This window comes from Pseudomonas tritici, from assembly GCF_014268275.3.
Classification (GTDB): Bacteria; Pseudomonadota; Gammaproteobacteria; order Pseudomonadales; family Pseudomonadaceae; genus Aquipseudomonas; species Aquipseudomonas tritici.
This window is the reverse complement of sequence record NZ_CP077084.1, coordinates 5,743,988-5,758,325: the sequence shown is the minus strand read 5'-3', so window position 1 is coordinate 5,758,325 and position 14,338 is coordinate 5,743,988. Positions and strand designations below refer to the sequence as shown.

The 14,338-nt window shown below is 62.7% G+C and carries 12 protein-coding genes; 3 read left to right on the top strand and 9 right to left on the bottom strand.

Annotated elements, in window-relative coordinates:
• Window positions 1–102: 102 nt before the first annotated feature.
• Window positions 103–2,208, top strand: coding sequence for a mechanosensitive ion channel family protein (locus tag HU722_RS26395; protein ID WP_065872576.1), 2,106 nt, complete (start codon window positions 103–105; stop codon window positions 2,206–2,208).
• A gap of 125 nt (window positions 2,209–2,333) precedes the next feature.
• Here the strand turns inward: HU722_RS26395 and HU722_RS26390 are convergent, their stop codons facing one another.
• Window positions 2,334–6,584, bottom strand: a complete 4,251-nt coding sequence (locus HU722_RS26390) for a DEAD/DEAH box helicase (protein WP_065891196.1) — start codon at window positions 6,582–6,584, stop codon at window positions 2,334–2,336.
• A gap of 142 nt (window positions 6,585–6,726) precedes the next feature.
• Here HU722_RS26390 and HU722_RS26385 point away from each other — a divergent pair, with 142 nt between their 5' ends.
• The gene (locus tag HU722_RS26385) at window positions 6,727–7,611 is read left to right on the top strand and encodes a sugar nucleotide-binding protein (protein WP_083207053.1); all 885 of its coding nucleotides are present in this window, start codon (window positions 6,727–6,729) and stop codon (window positions 7,609–7,611) included.
• A 167-nt stretch (window positions 7,612–7,778) separates the two neighbouring features.
• On the opposite strand, the gene HU722_RS26380 is transcribed toward HU722_RS26385, so the two are convergent.
• The 5 genes from HU722_RS26380 to HU722_RS26360 all read right to left on the bottom strand — a co-directional run bounded on the left by HU722_RS26380 (window position 7,779) and on the right by HU722_RS26360 (window position 11,810).
• Window positions 7,779–8,477 carry an OmpW/AlkL family protein gene (locus HU722_RS26380; RefSeq protein WP_065891195.1) on the bottom strand — a complete coding sequence of 233 codons (699 nt, stop codon included), beginning with the start codon at window positions 8,475–8,477 and terminating at the stop codon, window positions 7,779–7,781.
• A gap of 94 nt (window positions 8,478–8,571) precedes the next feature.
• Entirely contained in the window at window positions 8,572–9,084 is a 513-nt protein-coding gene (locus HU722_RS26375) for a DUF3299 domain-containing protein (protein ID WP_065873730.1), read from the bottom strand.
• An 11-nt stretch (window positions 9,085–9,095) separates the two neighbouring features.
• Complete coding sequence (locus HU722_RS26370; RefSeq protein WP_027605183.1) at window positions 9,096–10,361, bottom strand: ABC transporter permease; 1,266 nt, start codon at window positions 10,359–10,361, stop codon at window positions 9,096–9,098.
• Between the two features lies 1 nt (window position 10,362).
• The gene (locus HU722_RS26365) at window positions 10,363–11,073 is read right to left on the bottom strand and encodes an ABC transporter ATP-binding protein (protein WP_065873729.1); all 711 of its coding nucleotides are present in this window, start codon (window positions 11,071–11,073) and stop codon (window positions 10,363–10,365) included.
• A gap of 149 nt (window positions 11,074–11,222) precedes the next feature.
• Window positions 11,223–11,810, bottom strand: coding sequence for a DUF2796 domain-containing protein (locus HU722_RS26360; protein WP_065873728.1), 588 nt, complete (start codon window positions 11,808–11,810; stop codon window positions 11,223–11,225).
• Between the two features lie 136 nt (window positions 11,811–11,946).
• On the opposite strand from HU722_RS26360, the gene HU722_RS26355 reads away from it, so the two are divergent.
• Window positions 11,947–12,288: a hypothetical protein gene (locus HU722_RS26355; protein WP_065891194.1), complete on the top strand. Its 342-nt coding sequence runs from the start codon at window positions 11,947–11,949 to the stop codon at window positions 12,286–12,288.
• On the opposite strand, the gene trxA is transcribed toward HU722_RS26355, so the two are convergent.
• From trxA to HU722_RS26340, 3 genes are read right to left on the bottom strand one after another with little or no spacing between them, the layout of a single operon-like run.
• Window positions 12,285–13,157, bottom strand: a complete 873-nt coding sequence (trxA, locus tag HU722_RS26350; protein WP_186754938.1) for a thioredoxin — start codon at window positions 13,155–13,157, stop codon at window positions 12,285–12,287. The two genes, HU722_RS26355 and trxA, sit on opposite strands and share 4 nt — an antisense overlap.
• A 32-nt stretch (window positions 13,158–13,189) precedes the next feature.
• Window positions 13,190–13,870, bottom strand: a complete 681-nt coding sequence (locus tag HU722_RS26345) for a class I SAM-dependent methyltransferase (protein WP_065881119.1) — start codon at window positions 13,868–13,870, stop codon at window positions 13,190–13,192.
• Window positions 13,867–14,322 (bottom strand): YbaY family lipoprotein, encoded by a 456-nt coding sequence (locus HU722_RS26340; RefSeq protein WP_065891192.1) that lies wholly within the window; start codon window positions 14,320–14,322, stop codon window positions 13,867–13,869. Before HU722_RS26340 ends, HU722_RS26345 begins: the two co-directional genes overlap by 4 nt.
• Between the last annotated feature and the right edge of the window lie 16 nt (window positions 14,323–14,338).

Genomic DNA, 14,338 nt, shown 5'->3' with positions numbered 1-14,338 from the left:
GCCTTACGGACGGCACGCCCCAGCGCATTGCGTTCTAGACGGGAACGATCAGCGCCAAAACCCGTCAGTTCCTTACAGACCTACCTCAAGGAGCCCGGTGTTTTGCTGAATTCAAAGACTGCATTACTGCTCGGCGCGCTGCTGTTTTGCGGCAGCGGCGCAGTGCACGCCGCGGCGGCCGCGCCTGAAGCCGAAACGCCGGCCAAGCCGGAAATCCTGGTCGAGGGCGGCCTGCTCGGGGCCATCAGCTCCAGCATCGATGATGTGCAGGACAAGCTTGATCTCAACCAGAACCTCCTTGACGCCTGGCGCCTGCGCGCCGACCGTGCGGCCAATGAGGTGGGGCGCCTGGTCAACCGTCCCTCGGACCGCTCGCCATGGAGCGTGGCCGGGGACTTCCTGCTGTTGTCCGGCGTTTGGATCGGCGCCTTCGCGCTTTTGACCTTCCTGGGGCGCATGTTGGTCAGGCGTATCAGTCAACGTCCCTTTGTTGAACGGCGTGGACGCTTGCAAGGCGTACTCGGCTATCTGATGCCCTACACGATCCCGGCCGTGATCTGTCTACCGCTGACGCTTTACGTCAGTCATTTTTTGCCGACCTCCATCGGCCGGGCGCTGGCGTTGTGTTTTGCCTATGCGACCAGTAGCGGCATCTTCTCCACGTCCATCCTGCTGTGCGTGATCGTGATGTTTAACGTCGGGCATAAACGCCCGGCCGTGCAGATCATCCGCGATTACTGCCCAAAGCCACTGTTCATGATCGGGTTCCTCGCCGCCCTCAGCGATGCGCTGACCAGCCCGCAGATCGCCCGCCAGTTCGGCGGCAATATCACCAGCGGCATTGCGGTGTTTACCGGCCTGTTTGCGGCGGTGATTTTCGGCATGCTGGTGATTCGCCTGCGTCGCCCGGTCGCGCACCTGATTCGTAATCGGGCGCTGTCCCAGCGCCTTAAACACCCGGCGTTGCAACAATCGCTGCGGATATTTTCCGGGCTCTGGTATTGGCCGATCCTGCTGATGGTGCTGGTTTCGGCGATCAACCTGATCGGCGCCGGGGACGATAATCAGAAAGCCCTGCGCTGCGCGCTGCTCACCACCATTTTGCTGATCGGCACGGTGTTCCTGAGCACTGTGCTGCAACACCTGTTCAAGTCGCGCAGCCAAGTGGCGATCCAGCGCAGCAGTGCTTACAAGGAGCGTTTCCTCAGCTTGCTGCACGCGATCTTGCGTATCGCGATGGCGATCGGGTTTATTGAAGTCCTCGGGCGTATCTGGGGCGTCTCGCTGTTTGAATTCGCCGAGCGCAACTCGATCGGTCGAGCGATCAGCGATTCCCTCAGCAGCATTGGCTTGATCCTGCTGATGACCTGGCTGTTCTGGGTGGTCCTGGATACGGCGATTCAGGAAGCGCTGAAACCGCCGGTCAACAAACGCTCGAGCCGCCAGCCCAGCACCCGGGTGAAAACCATCCTGCCGCTGGTGCGCAATGCGGTGAAAATCATCCTGGTGGTGATTTGCGCAATCACCACCATGGCCAACCTCGGCATCAACGTTGCACCGCTGCTGGCCGGTGCCGGCGTGGTTGGCCTGGCTATCGGTTTTGGTTCCCAGCAGCTGGTGCAGGATGTGATCACCGGGCTGTTCATCATCATTGAAGACACCCTGTCCATCGGCGACTGGGTAGTGCTCGATTCCGGCCACGCCGGCACGGTCGAAGGCCTGACCATCCGTACCCTGCGCCTGCGCGACGGCAAGGGGTTTGTGCATTCGGTGCCGTTCGGGCAGATCAAGGCGGTTACCAACCAGTCGCGGCAGTTTGCCTATGCATTCTTCTCAGTGCAGTTCACCTACGACACGGACGTGGACAAGGCGGTGGAATTGATCCGCGAGGCCGGGCAATCGATTCGCGATGATGTGTTCCTCAAGTACAACCTGCAAGGCCCGCTGGAGGTGTTTGGCGTCGACAAGATGGACCTCAACGGCGTGGTGCTGACGGCGCAGTTCCGTACGGTCTCGGGCGGGCAATACGCGGTGAGTCGCGCGTTTAACCAGCGGCTGAAAAAGCTTGTGGATAATTGTGACGAGGTGCACTTCGCGCAGACTTATCCACAGCAGGTGTTGTTGCCCAAGCGTGCGCCGCAGAGGGATGAACCGGATGCAGAGGTGCCGGCTTCGGTGGTGCTGACGGAGCAGCCTCGGACTCAGTAACCTTCACAACCCGTAGCAGCTGTCGAGCGCCAGCGAGGCTGCGTCGGACGCGACTCGATAATATGCCTGACACGAATTTGGCGGTGCTGCCGACGCAGCCTCGCTGGCGCTCGACAGCTGCTACGTTACGGACGGTTAATCAGTTTATTCCGCACCGCCAACTGATCCACCTCCATCAACACCTGCTGCTTGCCCGCCACCATCACCGCCGCCGGCAACCCGTCCCGATATACGATCCGATTGCCACTCACCGCGGGCACCTTGGTACCCGGCAACAACGTACCCACCAAGTTCAACGGATCAGCCCCACACACAACAATCAAACTGCCGTCATGGGCCCGACGTCGCACTTCACGCAGCAACGGGATCGCCTCCGGCAGCGCAAACTGTTCTCCCGCCAACCCACTGACAAACCGCCCCCCGCGAATCTCCCCGCGTGCTTCCAGCCGATGAAAAGTGCGCAGCAACTCGCGCCAGCTTGGTAGCCAATCCGCCTCACGCTCGAGCAACCGCCAGAACACCACGCCATAGCGGCGCAGCAAGGTCATTGCCACATGCTCCAGCGTCTCGGCCGAATGCGCGCCAGCGGCGGTGGGTGAACGCCGCACCAAGGCCCAGCGCCCGGCGTCGTCCATGCCGCCGATAAACGCGCCGCGCCCACGCCGACTGCTGCGCGCCTGGCGTTTGCTGGCGGGTGTGGTCAGGGCGCGCAGGCCGGCGAAGCTGTCGGCGTTTACCAGCCCGGCGCCGACCAGTTCCTGCAAGGCGCTTTCCAGTTCGCTGCGCAGCAAGTGGGCCTCGTGCACCAGCTCATCAAAAAACAGCGCGCCGTGGTCGCGCAGGGCTTGATGCACCTTCTGCGCCTTGGGCGACAGTGTGGTGGCGTCGGTGAGTTCGGTCAGTCCGCTCCACAGTCCCACCTGGCTGCGCGGCAGTAACACCACTGGCGTACTGCGTAATGCCATGGCGCCGGCCTTGTTGCTCAAACGCGTCCACACCAGTTTGCCGCTGCGGCACAGGTCGTCGAGCCAGGTGGAGGCGTAATCCTTGAGCCGTGCGCTGAGCAGGTCGCTCTCCCAGGCGGACGTGGCGGCGGCATACCCTTCAAACTGCGCGACGATCTGCGGCAACATCGCGCTGCCCTGACCGCGTGTGCCGTCGGACAAGTGCTGCCAATCGAACAGAAACCGCATGAAGTCCTGCAGCGCCACCGGCTCGATTTCCCGGCGCAGGCGCTTGACTGTATAGCGATGAATACGCGCCAGCAGGTGGCGTTCGCACCATTGCTCCTCAGTGGCAGCAGGGCTGAAATGGCCGCGTAACACATAGCCTTCCTGCTCCAGGCGGGCCAGCGCCTGGAGCACGTCAGTTTCTGGCAAGGCCAATGGCGCGGCGATCTCGCTCAGGCTCAGCGGGCCGAACCCACCGAGGCGTGCGCGCAGCACTTCTACCACGGCCTCATCAAAGGTCCAGGGCTCATCGAAACCAGGTAACAGCGGCAAGTCGTTGGGGTAGATCGCCTGCAAGCAACTCAAGCGTTCAACGGCAACCCATAGGCCATTGTGCAATTGAAAGGCACGACCGCTCTTGGCCAAGGCGTGCAGCCATTGCGCCCATGGCGGGGAGACTTCGGCAGCGGCGATACACGCCAGGCTCATCAACGCCTCATGCATTTCATCCAGCCCGTTGGGTGCCGGCCAGGCTTCTTCGCGCACGCCGGCAATAGCGTCAGCATCCAGCGCGCCGAGGTCGTCGGTGCTTTGCGGGTCGCTCCAGCGTCGGTTGAGCACGGCCTGGGTGCGGCGCTCTTCTAGCGGCGCATCGTCAAGAAAAGTATAGGGGCGCGCACTGAGTATTTCGGCGGCCATCGGCGAGGGCGCCGGCAGGTCGCGACTGATCAGGCGCACGTCGCCGCGCTCCATGCGCCGCAGCAGGGCCAGCCAGGCCTCGCTGTCCATGGCGTCGTGCAGGCAGTCGTCGAGGGTTTGCTCGACCAGCGGGTGTTCAGGCACTTCGCGCTCGCCGGCGAGGTTTTCCAGGCAGGCGATCTGGTCGGGAAACACACTGGCGATCAGGTCTTCGCTTTTCATGCGCTGGATCTGCGGCGCCACCTTGCGCCCGCCGGTAAAGCGCGGTAATGCCAGGGCCACACCGGCATTCCAGCGCCAGCGCACGCCGAACAGCGGCGCCTCCAGCACGGCCTGGATCAGGATATGTTCGGCGCTGTGGCTGTTGAGGTAACGCCACACCTCGTCCAGCTCGAAACTGTGGCTGGTGGACAGCGACAGCACGATCGCATTTTCGCTGGCGGCGGCCTGCAATTCGAAATTGAAGGTGCGGCAAAAACGCTTGCGCAAGGCCAGGCCCCAGGCGCGGTTGACGCGGCTGCCGAACGGCGTGTGGATGATCAGTTGGGTGCCGCCGGACGCGTCGAAGAAACGCTCCATGATCAACGTGTCCTGGGACGGCAGGGCGCTCAGGGCTAAGCGTGTGCGCGCCAGGTAATCGAGGATTTGTTCGGCGCTGGCGCGGTTCAGGCCGAGGGTTTCGATGAGCCAGTCCTGCGCGGCTTGCAGGTTGCCGGGCGTGGCGCTGAGCAGCGCGTCCAATTGGCCCTGCAAGCGCGCCACCGCCGCCGACAATTCGTTGCTGCGCCCCGGCGCTTCGCCGAGCCAGAACGGAATGGTCGGCGGCTGGCCATGGGCATCCTCGACGCGCACCTTGCCGGCGTCGACCCGCAGGATTCGGTAGGACGTATTGCCGAGCTGGAAGATATCCCCAGCGATGCTTTCCACTGCAAAGTCTTCGTTGACGCTGCCGATGTTCAGGCTCTGGGGTTCGAGCAACACGCTGTAGTCGGCATTATCGGGAATGGTGCCGCCGCTGGTCACGGCAGTGAGTTTGGCGCCGCGCCGACCGCGCAGGGTGCGGGTCAGGGCGTCGCGGTGCAGGTAGGCGCTGCGGATGCCCTGGCGGCCGTTGTAGCCGTCGCTGAGCATCTGCAGCAGCGCTTGGTAATGGCGTTCATCCAGCTCGGCGTAGGGCGCGGCGCGGCGGATCAGGTCGAGCAAGGCCTGCTCCGACCATTCCTGGGCGCTGACCTCGGCGATGATCTGTTGGGCCAGCACGTCCAACGGCGCGACCGGTATGTGCAAGGTGTCCAGCTCACCCCGACGTACGCAATCGAGCAGCGCGGCGCATTCGATCAAGTCGTCGCGCGTGGTGGCGAACAAGCGACCTTTGGGTGTGCCGCCGACCTGGTGGCCGGAGCGTCCCACTCTTTGCAGAAAACCGTTGATGGAGCCGGGCGAGCCGATCTGACAGACCAAATCCACGTCGCCGATATCAATCCCCAGCTCCAGGGACGCGGTGGCGATCAGCACTTGCAGCTCACCGGCCTTGAGCCGTTGTTCGGCGTCCAGGCGCATTTCCTTGGCCAGGCTGCCGTGGTGAGCGGCCACGGCGGTTTTGCCCAGGCGTTCGCTCAAATGCCGGGCCAGGCGTTCGGCCAGACGGCGGGTGTTGACGAACACCAGCGTGGTGCGGTGCTCGCGGGCCAATTCGGCGAGACGGTCGTAGACCAACTCCCACACATCGTTGGCCATTACTGCCGAGAGCGGGACCGGCGGCACCTCGATATTCAGGTCGCGCGGGCGCGCGTGGCCAATGTCCACAATCGCGCAGGGGCGACCCGTACCCACCAGGAAACGTGACACCGCATCGATGGGCTTTTGCGTGGCCGACAAGCCAATGCGCGTCAGCGGCTCGGCACACAGCGCTTGTAGGCGCTCCAGGCTCAACGCCAAATGGCTGCCACGTTTGCCGGCCGCGATGGCGTGGATTTCATCGACGATCACCGTGCGCGTGCTGGCGAGCATTTGCCGACCGGAGTCCGAGCCCAGCAGCACGTAGAGCGATTCCGGGGTGGTCACCAGAATGTGCGGCGGGCGCTTGCGCATTTGCACGCGGTCTTTTTGCGGGGTGTCGCCCGTGCGCACGGCGGTGCGGATCACCAGCGGCGGCAGGCCCTGGTTCTGTAAGTGTTGAGTGATCCCGGCAAGCGGATTCTGCAGGTTGATCTGGATGTCGTTGGACAGCGCCTTCAGCGGCGACACGTAGACCACCAGGGTTTCATCCGGCAGTTGCCCGCCGTTCGCCAATCCTTGCTGGACCAAGTCATCCAGCACCGCCAAAAAGGCTGTGAGTGTCTTGCCGGAGCCGGTGGGCGCGGCGATCAGCGTCGATTGGCGTTGGCGGATCAGCGGCCATGCCTGGGCCTGGGCGCTTGTCACCGAAGGGAAGGTGCTGCGGAACCAGGCACTGACGGCGGGGTGGAAGCCGTTCAATGCGCTGTCGGTGGATTCAGGAAGGTTCATGGAGTGATTGATACCGCCCGCTCCAACAAGTTGCAATCGCGCAGTTTGTCCGTGACGGTTGCGCTACAAACCCGCAAAATGCAACGATTCTGACAAATACCTGAATAACCATCGTTCTAAACAGACCGGGCCTGCACACTCTATGCGAATGCGCCTTATGTTACTGGGCGGCGGGAATGCCCTCGGGCAGGCGCTGATTCGCCTCGGTGCAGAGGAAGACATTGGTTTCCTCGCACCCAAACCGCCCCAAGACGGCTGGGATGCCGCGAGCCTCACCCAATTGCTCGACGACACCCGTCCCGATGCGTTGATCAACCTCGCCTACTATTTCGACTGGTTCCAGGCCGAAGCGGTCAGCGAAACGCGCCTGGCCTCCCAGGAGTTCGCCATTGAGCGTCTGGCCGAGCTGTGCCAGCACCACAACATCACTTTGCTGCAACCGTCCAGCTACCGCGTGTTCGATGGCTCTCGCGCCACCGCCTACAGCGAAAAAGACGAGCCGGTGCCCCTGGGCCTGCGCGGCCAGGCGTTGTGGCGTATCGAACAAAGTGTGCGCGCCACTTGCCCGCAACATGTGTTGCTGCGGTTTGGCTGGCTGCTGGATGACAGCGTCGACGGCACCCTCGGGCGCTTCCTGGCCCGGGCCGAAAAACCCGATGAATTACTGATGGCTGACGACCGGCGCGGCAACCCGACGCCAGTGGACGATGCGGCGCGGGTGATCATTTCGGTGCTCAAGCAACTCGATTGCGCGGCGCCGTTGTGGGGCACTTACCACTACGCGGGCCATGAGGCGACCACGCCGTTGGCGCTGGGCCAGGCGATCCTCACAGAAGCGCGCAACTTTCATCCGTTGGCGATCGAATCCCCCACCGCCCAGGCCCATGCGGCCCGGCCGGATGCAAGTGAAGAACCGCAACACGCGGTGCTCGCCTGCAAGAAAATCCTCCATACCTTTGGCATCAAGCCACGGGCGTGGCGGGCGGGGTTGCCGGCGTTGCTGGATCGGTTCTATCGGCACAGCTGACTACACGCAAAACCAAAATGTGGGAGGGGGCTTGTGTGGGCGCTGGCTTGCCTGCGATAGCACCACCTCGGTATCACTGATACACCGAGGTGTCTGCATCGCGGGCAAGCCCGGCTCCCACACAACCCCCCTCCCACATTTGGTTATGCAGTGTGCTTAGGTCGGGATTAGAACTTGTAACCAATACCCACCATGTAAACCATCGGGTCCACGTCCACATTGACCTTGGCGCGAGTGCCAGGTGCCACGGCGTTGTTTTCCACGGTGGCCTTGGTGCTGATGTCGATGTAGCGCGCCTGGGCGTTGATCATCCACTTGTCGTTGATCATGTAGTCCGCGCCGATCTGTGCAGCCCAGCCCCAGGAGTTTTCAGCCTTGAAGTTGCTGAAACCTGCGCCTTGGGCACGGCTGCCGACGTGCTCGTCGTAGATCCAGGTGTAGTTGATACCGGCGCCTACGTAAGGTTGTAAGGCCGATTTGTTATCCAACGGGTAGTACACGACGCTCAGTGTTGGCGGCAGGTGTTTCAGGGTGCCGAGCTTGCCGTTGGCGGCGCCTAGGGCGGTGCCTTTGATCTTCACGTCGTGCTCGAACGGCGTGGCGGCCAGCAGTTCGATACCGACGTGGTTGGTCAGCATGTAGGCGAAGTTCAGGCCCAGTTGGGTGTCGCTGCTCATGGTCGCCTTGCCGCCCAGGTTGGCGCCGGCCAATGGGCCTTGGTCAACTTTGACGGTGCTGCTATCAGCCTTCGGATTCACGGTGATTGCACCGGCGCGAACCAGAATGTCGCCCGCTTCGTGAGCGTGTGCGACAGGGGCAGCGAGGGCGAGCGCGAAGAGGGACGCGCCGAGCAGAGACTTGTTCATGGGAGCTCCAAAAGGACGTTAAAAGTTGTACGTCCAATGGTAAAGATCGTTCCGCTCGATCTTTTGACTCAGCTCAATGAAAGGGCGATCAGCGCTATTCCGGCAGCTCGTAGATGTAAATCTTCTCGGCATCCATCTGGTAACCGGCGTCGGCCAGTTCGCTGGTGGACGGTTTGACCCGCATCGCGCCTTCGATCCAGTACGGTTGATACAGCTCATCGAGCTTCACGCCGACTTCACTTTTAACGTGCACGATCTGGTTCGATGGCGGTGGCGGAACGTGGATGCACGCGCCGAAATACGGCACCAGCAAGAATTCAGTGGTGCGGCCGTTTTCGCCGACTTCCAACGGCACGATATAACCGGGCAGGCGGATGCGCTTGCCATCAAGGCTTTGCACCACAGGCGCGTGGGGCATTTCCTGCTTGGCCGCCGGCGCCGACTCCAGTGCATCCGCCATGCCGGACAGGTTGTGCAGCGGCTGCATATTGGGCACTTCGGGCATGGCATCCGGCGGGATCAGCTCCGACCAGGTCAGTTCCTTGGGCTCGGCGGCCCAGGCGGGCAGGGCCACCAGCAAAAACAGTGCAGCGAGGGCGCGACGCATCAAGGCCTTCCTCATAAACGTATGGACAGGCCGTCGGCCAGGGATTGTCGATAGGCGCGCCACGCGGGCACGCTGCCCATCAACAGCGCGGCGGCCAGGATACCGGCGAGCAGCGTCCATTCATATTCGCTGGGCCACGACATGGGCAGGTCCAGGCCGTAATTGGCCTGCAGGTAACCGCGCGAGGCGGCGATGCACACGTACAGCAGGCCCACGCCCGCGATCACGCCGGACAGCGCCAGGGCAAAGGCTTCAAAGATCAGCAAGGTCGCAATATGCCATGGCCGTGCGCCCACCGAGCGCAGGATCGCCATTTCGCGACGGCGCTCGTTGAGGCTGGTGAGGATCGCCGTGAGCATGCCGATCAGGCCCGTGAGCACCACGAACAGTGAGATCACAAACAGCGCTTTTTCAGCGGTGCCCATCATGCTCCACAGTTCTTGCAGCGCTACGCCCGGCAGGATCGCCAACATCGGCTCGCCACGGAATTCGTTGATCTCGCGTTGCAGGGCGAAGGTGGAAATCTTGTTGTTCAGGCCAAGCATGAACGCGGTGATGGCTTGCGGTGTGAGGTCCATGTTGCGTGCTTGATCGGCGCTGATGCGGCCTTTGCCTTGAGCCGGCACGCCGTTGTGCCAATCAATGTGGATCGCCTCCATGCCACCGAGGCTGATGTGCAAGGTACGGTCCACCGGCGTGCCGGTGCGCTTGAGGATGCCGACCACGGTGAAGGGTTTGTCATCGTGCTTGACCAGGCTGACCACCGCCACGCCATGGGCCAGCACCAGTTTGTCGCCGAGTTTGTAGTGCAGTGCGTCAGCCACTTCGGCGCCGAGCACCACTTCGAACGGGTCGGTGGCGAAGGCGCGGCCGCTGGCCAGTTCAAGGTTTTGCTTGCGACCGTATTGGTAGTGCTCGAAGTAGGACTCGTTGGTGCCCATCACGCGGTAGCCGCGGTGGGAATCACCCAAGGAAATCGGGATCGCCCATTTCACCTGGGGGCTGGCGGCGAAGTGCTCGTAGCTGTCCCAGCGGATATTGTTGGTGGCATTGCCGATGCGAAACACCGAATACAGCAGCAGGTTCACCGAGCCGGAGCGGGCGCCGACGATCAGGTCGGTGCCGCTGATGGTGCTGGCGAAACTGTTGCGCGCCTCGACACGCACGCGTTCCACGGCCAGCAGCAGGCACACAGACAGGGCGATGGCGAATGCGGTGAGGATCGCGGTAAAGCGGCGGTTAGCCAGGCTGGCCATGGCTAGTCGGAACAGATACATCTCAAACCTCTGCGGGCGTGGCGGCGCGATTGAGTTCGGCCAGCGACAGGTGGCGGTCGAACAGCGCGGCCAGGCTTTGGTCATGGCTGACAAACAACAGGCTGGCGCCGGCTTCGCGGCATTCAGCGAACAACAGCTGAAGGAACGCTTCGCGGGCGTCGTAGTCCAGGGCCGAGGTGGGCTCGTCGGCGATCACCAACTCGGGTTGACCGATCAGCGCGCGAGCGGCGGCCACCCGTTGTTGCTGGCCGATGGACAGCGAGTCGGCGCGGCGTTCCAGCAGGTCTTTGTCTTTCAAACCCAGGTGCGCCAGCAAGGTCGCGGCGGCGCGGTCGACACTGCCGTGACGTTGTTTCGCCCGCTGCGCGCGCAGCGTGGAAAAGTGGCAGGGCAACTCGACGTTCTCGCGCACCGACAGGAACGGCAGCAGGTTGAACTGCTGGAAGATGTAGCCGGTGTGGTCGACACGGAAGCGGTCGCGGGCGCCGGCCGACAGTTCGGTCAGCTCCTGGCCGAGCAATCGGATGCTGCCCTGGCTGGGTTTCTGTACGCCGCCGAGCAGGCCCAGTAGCGTGGTTTTGCCACTGCCGCTCGGGCCCTTCAGAAACAGGGTTTCACCTGCTTCCAGGCGGAAAGCGGGGATGTCCAGCAACTGTGGGTGCCCGGGCCAGTTAAAGCCCAGGTCAGACAGTTCAATCAATGCTTGGGTCATGTTAAATCAGTAGTGCCTGGTTGTAGAAAATGGCGCCGATCCGTTGTGGGAGCTGGCTTGCCTGCGATGCGGGCGACTCGGTTTTTCCAGACATACCGAGGCGATCCGTTCGCAGGCAAGCCAGCTCCCACAGTGACCGCATTTTCAAATCAGAATTTAACGGTGGCTGCTGTGGCCGTCGCTTCAACACCTTGCTGGCCGCTCGGGCCGATCAGTTGTACCTGAATTTTCTGGGTGGCGGGGAAGGTCTTGAACACTTGGCTCAGGTCGAGATTGCTCAAGGCTGTCGGCGTGGCGCAGGTGAACTGGTAATGGGCGTGGATCTCGCTGTGGTCGTGATGGTGCTCGTGGGCGCCGTCTTTGGCGTCATCGTCATCGTCATGGTCGGCTTCGGGCTTGTCGCCGAACAACGGGCTGTTGAGTTCCTGGGTGCTGACGACGCAGCCGGCGGCCTTGGGCAAGTTGAACAGGGCGACAGGGCTTTCCAGCTGTTTACGTGCAGCGGCGACTTTGGCTTTGTCCGCCGCGCTGGTGGCCACGTGTTCGAAACCCACCAGGTTCATCGCCGGGCTGTCCAACTCTAGTTCAAGGGCTTGGCCGTCGAGCACCGCATTGAGGCGACCAACGCCGTGTTCATGGGCGCCGAGGCTGCCGTGTTCATGGTCGTGATCGTCGTGAGCATGGGCGACCGCCAGTGGCAGCAGGGCAAACGGCAAAGCAAGCAACAGACGGCGCATGGTGAAACTCCCGAGCGAAGATGAAAGTTTTGTTATGTGATCTTATAACAATAGTGCCGGGAGTTTGACCGTCTGCTTGGCGTTGCGCAAGCCGCATGGGAGCATGCCTGTCGGAAAATGTGCAGGAGTAACGACGATGTTGCGAATTCGTGGAACGGTCGGCGACCTGCCGGTGGACTTGACCCTGGAGCTGGACGACGCTGATTGGGCACGCCTGGGCGCGCAATTGCAGGCCGCCCCAGCACCGAGTACGCCGACAGTTGCGCCGATAAAGCAGAATGATGACCTGTGGCAGAACGCTCAGGATCTGTTGCGCGAGGCCGGGCAACTCAGTGGCCTCGAACTGCTCGACCAGTTGGAAGGCTTGGCGGGGGACGCCTCGGCGGGCAAGCGCCTGTTGGTGCGCCTGCGCCATAGCGCCAAGGTGAAAGTGGCCAGCGGCGGTGATACGCCGCTGTACAGTTGGGTCGGCGATTAATACAGCGCGGCAAACAGCTTGCGGCGGTACACGGTCACCAGCGGGTGATCATTGCCCAGCAGTTCGAACACCTGCAGCAAGGTCTTGTGCGGCAGGCCTTCGCTGTAGCTGCGGTTGCGGATGAACAGCTTGAGCAAACCTTCCAGCGCCGCGTCGTACTGCTGGCGCGCCAGTTGCTGGATCGCCAGCTTGTAAGCCGCTTCATCGTCCTGCGGATTTTGCGCCAGGCGGCTTTTCAAGTCGGCGGCGTCCGGCAGGTCGGCAGCCTGGCGCAGGAAAGTGATCTGCGCCTTGGCCCCGGCGAGGGCGGCTTTGTGGTCGTCGCTTTTCACGGCGTCCAGCACGGCCTGGGCTTCGCCCAACTCACCGCGCTCGGCCAGGCAGCGTGCATATAGGATCAGTGCGGCGGCGTTGGTGTTGTCCTCGCCCAACAGCGCGACCAGCACCGCTTCGGCATCGCTGATGCGACCTTCGGCAAACAGCGCCTGGGCCTGCTCCAACGGATCCGCCGCCGCTGGCGGCGGCATCTGCACATGCGGCTCCAACAGCGCCCGCACCGCCGACTCCGGCTGCGCACCGGCAAAACCGTCCACCGGCTGGCCATCCTTGAACAGCACCACCGTCGGCAGGCTTTGAATGCCAAAACGCGCGACGATGTCCTGCTCGGCCTCGCAATCAACCTTGGCCAGCAGCAGCTCGCCCTGATAACTCTCGGCAACTTTCGCGAGCATCGGCATCAACGCCTTGCACGGCGCGCACCACTCGGCCCAGAAATCCACCAGCACGGGTTTTTCGAAGGAGTTCTGGATCACCGCCTGGTCGAAGGTGGCAGTAGTAACGTCGAAGATGTACGGCGTGGGCTCACTCATGGGGCGTCTCGAATAAAGCGGGAATGGGGCAACTATAAGGGCTGGCGAGCCTGGCTGAAAGTGCGCCGCGAATGGTACAGACTCACCTTGCGAAACTCCCAAGGCTCCGCCAAGTCCGGCAACGTCAGCGCATCCAGAGTCTCCAGCCGTTGATAATCCGGGTGCTGAAAGTCCCGCACCCGCGAATCCGCCACCAACGCTTCGCGGCCACGGGTCAGGAACTGGTCCAGCAGCGGCAGGTTCGCCCGGTCGTAGAGCACGTCAGCCACCAGGATCAGGTCGAAGCGGTCTGCTTCCGCGAAAAAGTCCGCCGAATAACCCAGTTCCACGCCATTAAGCTCGGCATTCGCCCGGCAGGATGCCAAGGCCAGCGGGTCCAGGTCGCAGGCGACTACTTCCAGCGCGCCCGCTTTAGTCGCCGCAATCCCGGCCACACCGGAACCCGCGCCAAAATCCAGCACGCGCTTGCCGGCGACCCACTCAGGATTCGCCGCCAGATACCGCGCCAGCGCCAAACCACTGGCCCAGCAAAAACTCCAGTAAGGCGGTTCATGCAGGATGCGCCGGGTTTCCTCGGGACTGAAGGCGCGGTCCATGTTGTCTGCATCCAGCAGCCACAAAGACAGCTCGGTACCCGGCAGCGGGCAGGGCACCAGTTGCGCGTCGCCGATCAGTTCGCTCAGCGCCGCTTGCAAGTCCAGCGGTGGCGTCATGGTGCCTTGACGAGTTGCAGGGGGCCGGTGGTCTGGGTGATTGCCTGGGTGATCAGTACGGCAGGCAGGTGCAGGATCAACTGGCCGGACTGGCTGGCGCGGCCACGCAGTTCAACCCGCGCACCGGCTGGGAAGGCTTCGGGGTTGTAGCGCAGGCGGAAGGCCAAGGGCTTGCCGTTGCCGTTCAATACGCTGCTGGCGAGCAGTTGCTGCGGACGCGAACGGTCGTCGATGACCAACAAGGCCATCTCGACTTCGGCACCCGCCGGCACGTTGGTCAGGCTGCCGCTGATTTCCCGCTGATAGGCAGGCAGGGGGCCCATGTCTTCAATCCCTGGGACTTTTTTCTCTTGCGCTGGTGTCGGTTGAGGTGCGGCCGGCTTGGGGGCTTCGCTGCTGCAGGCGACCAGAAAACTGAAAAGGGTGAGCAAAACAAGTGGTCGTAACTGCATGTACGGCTCCAGAAAG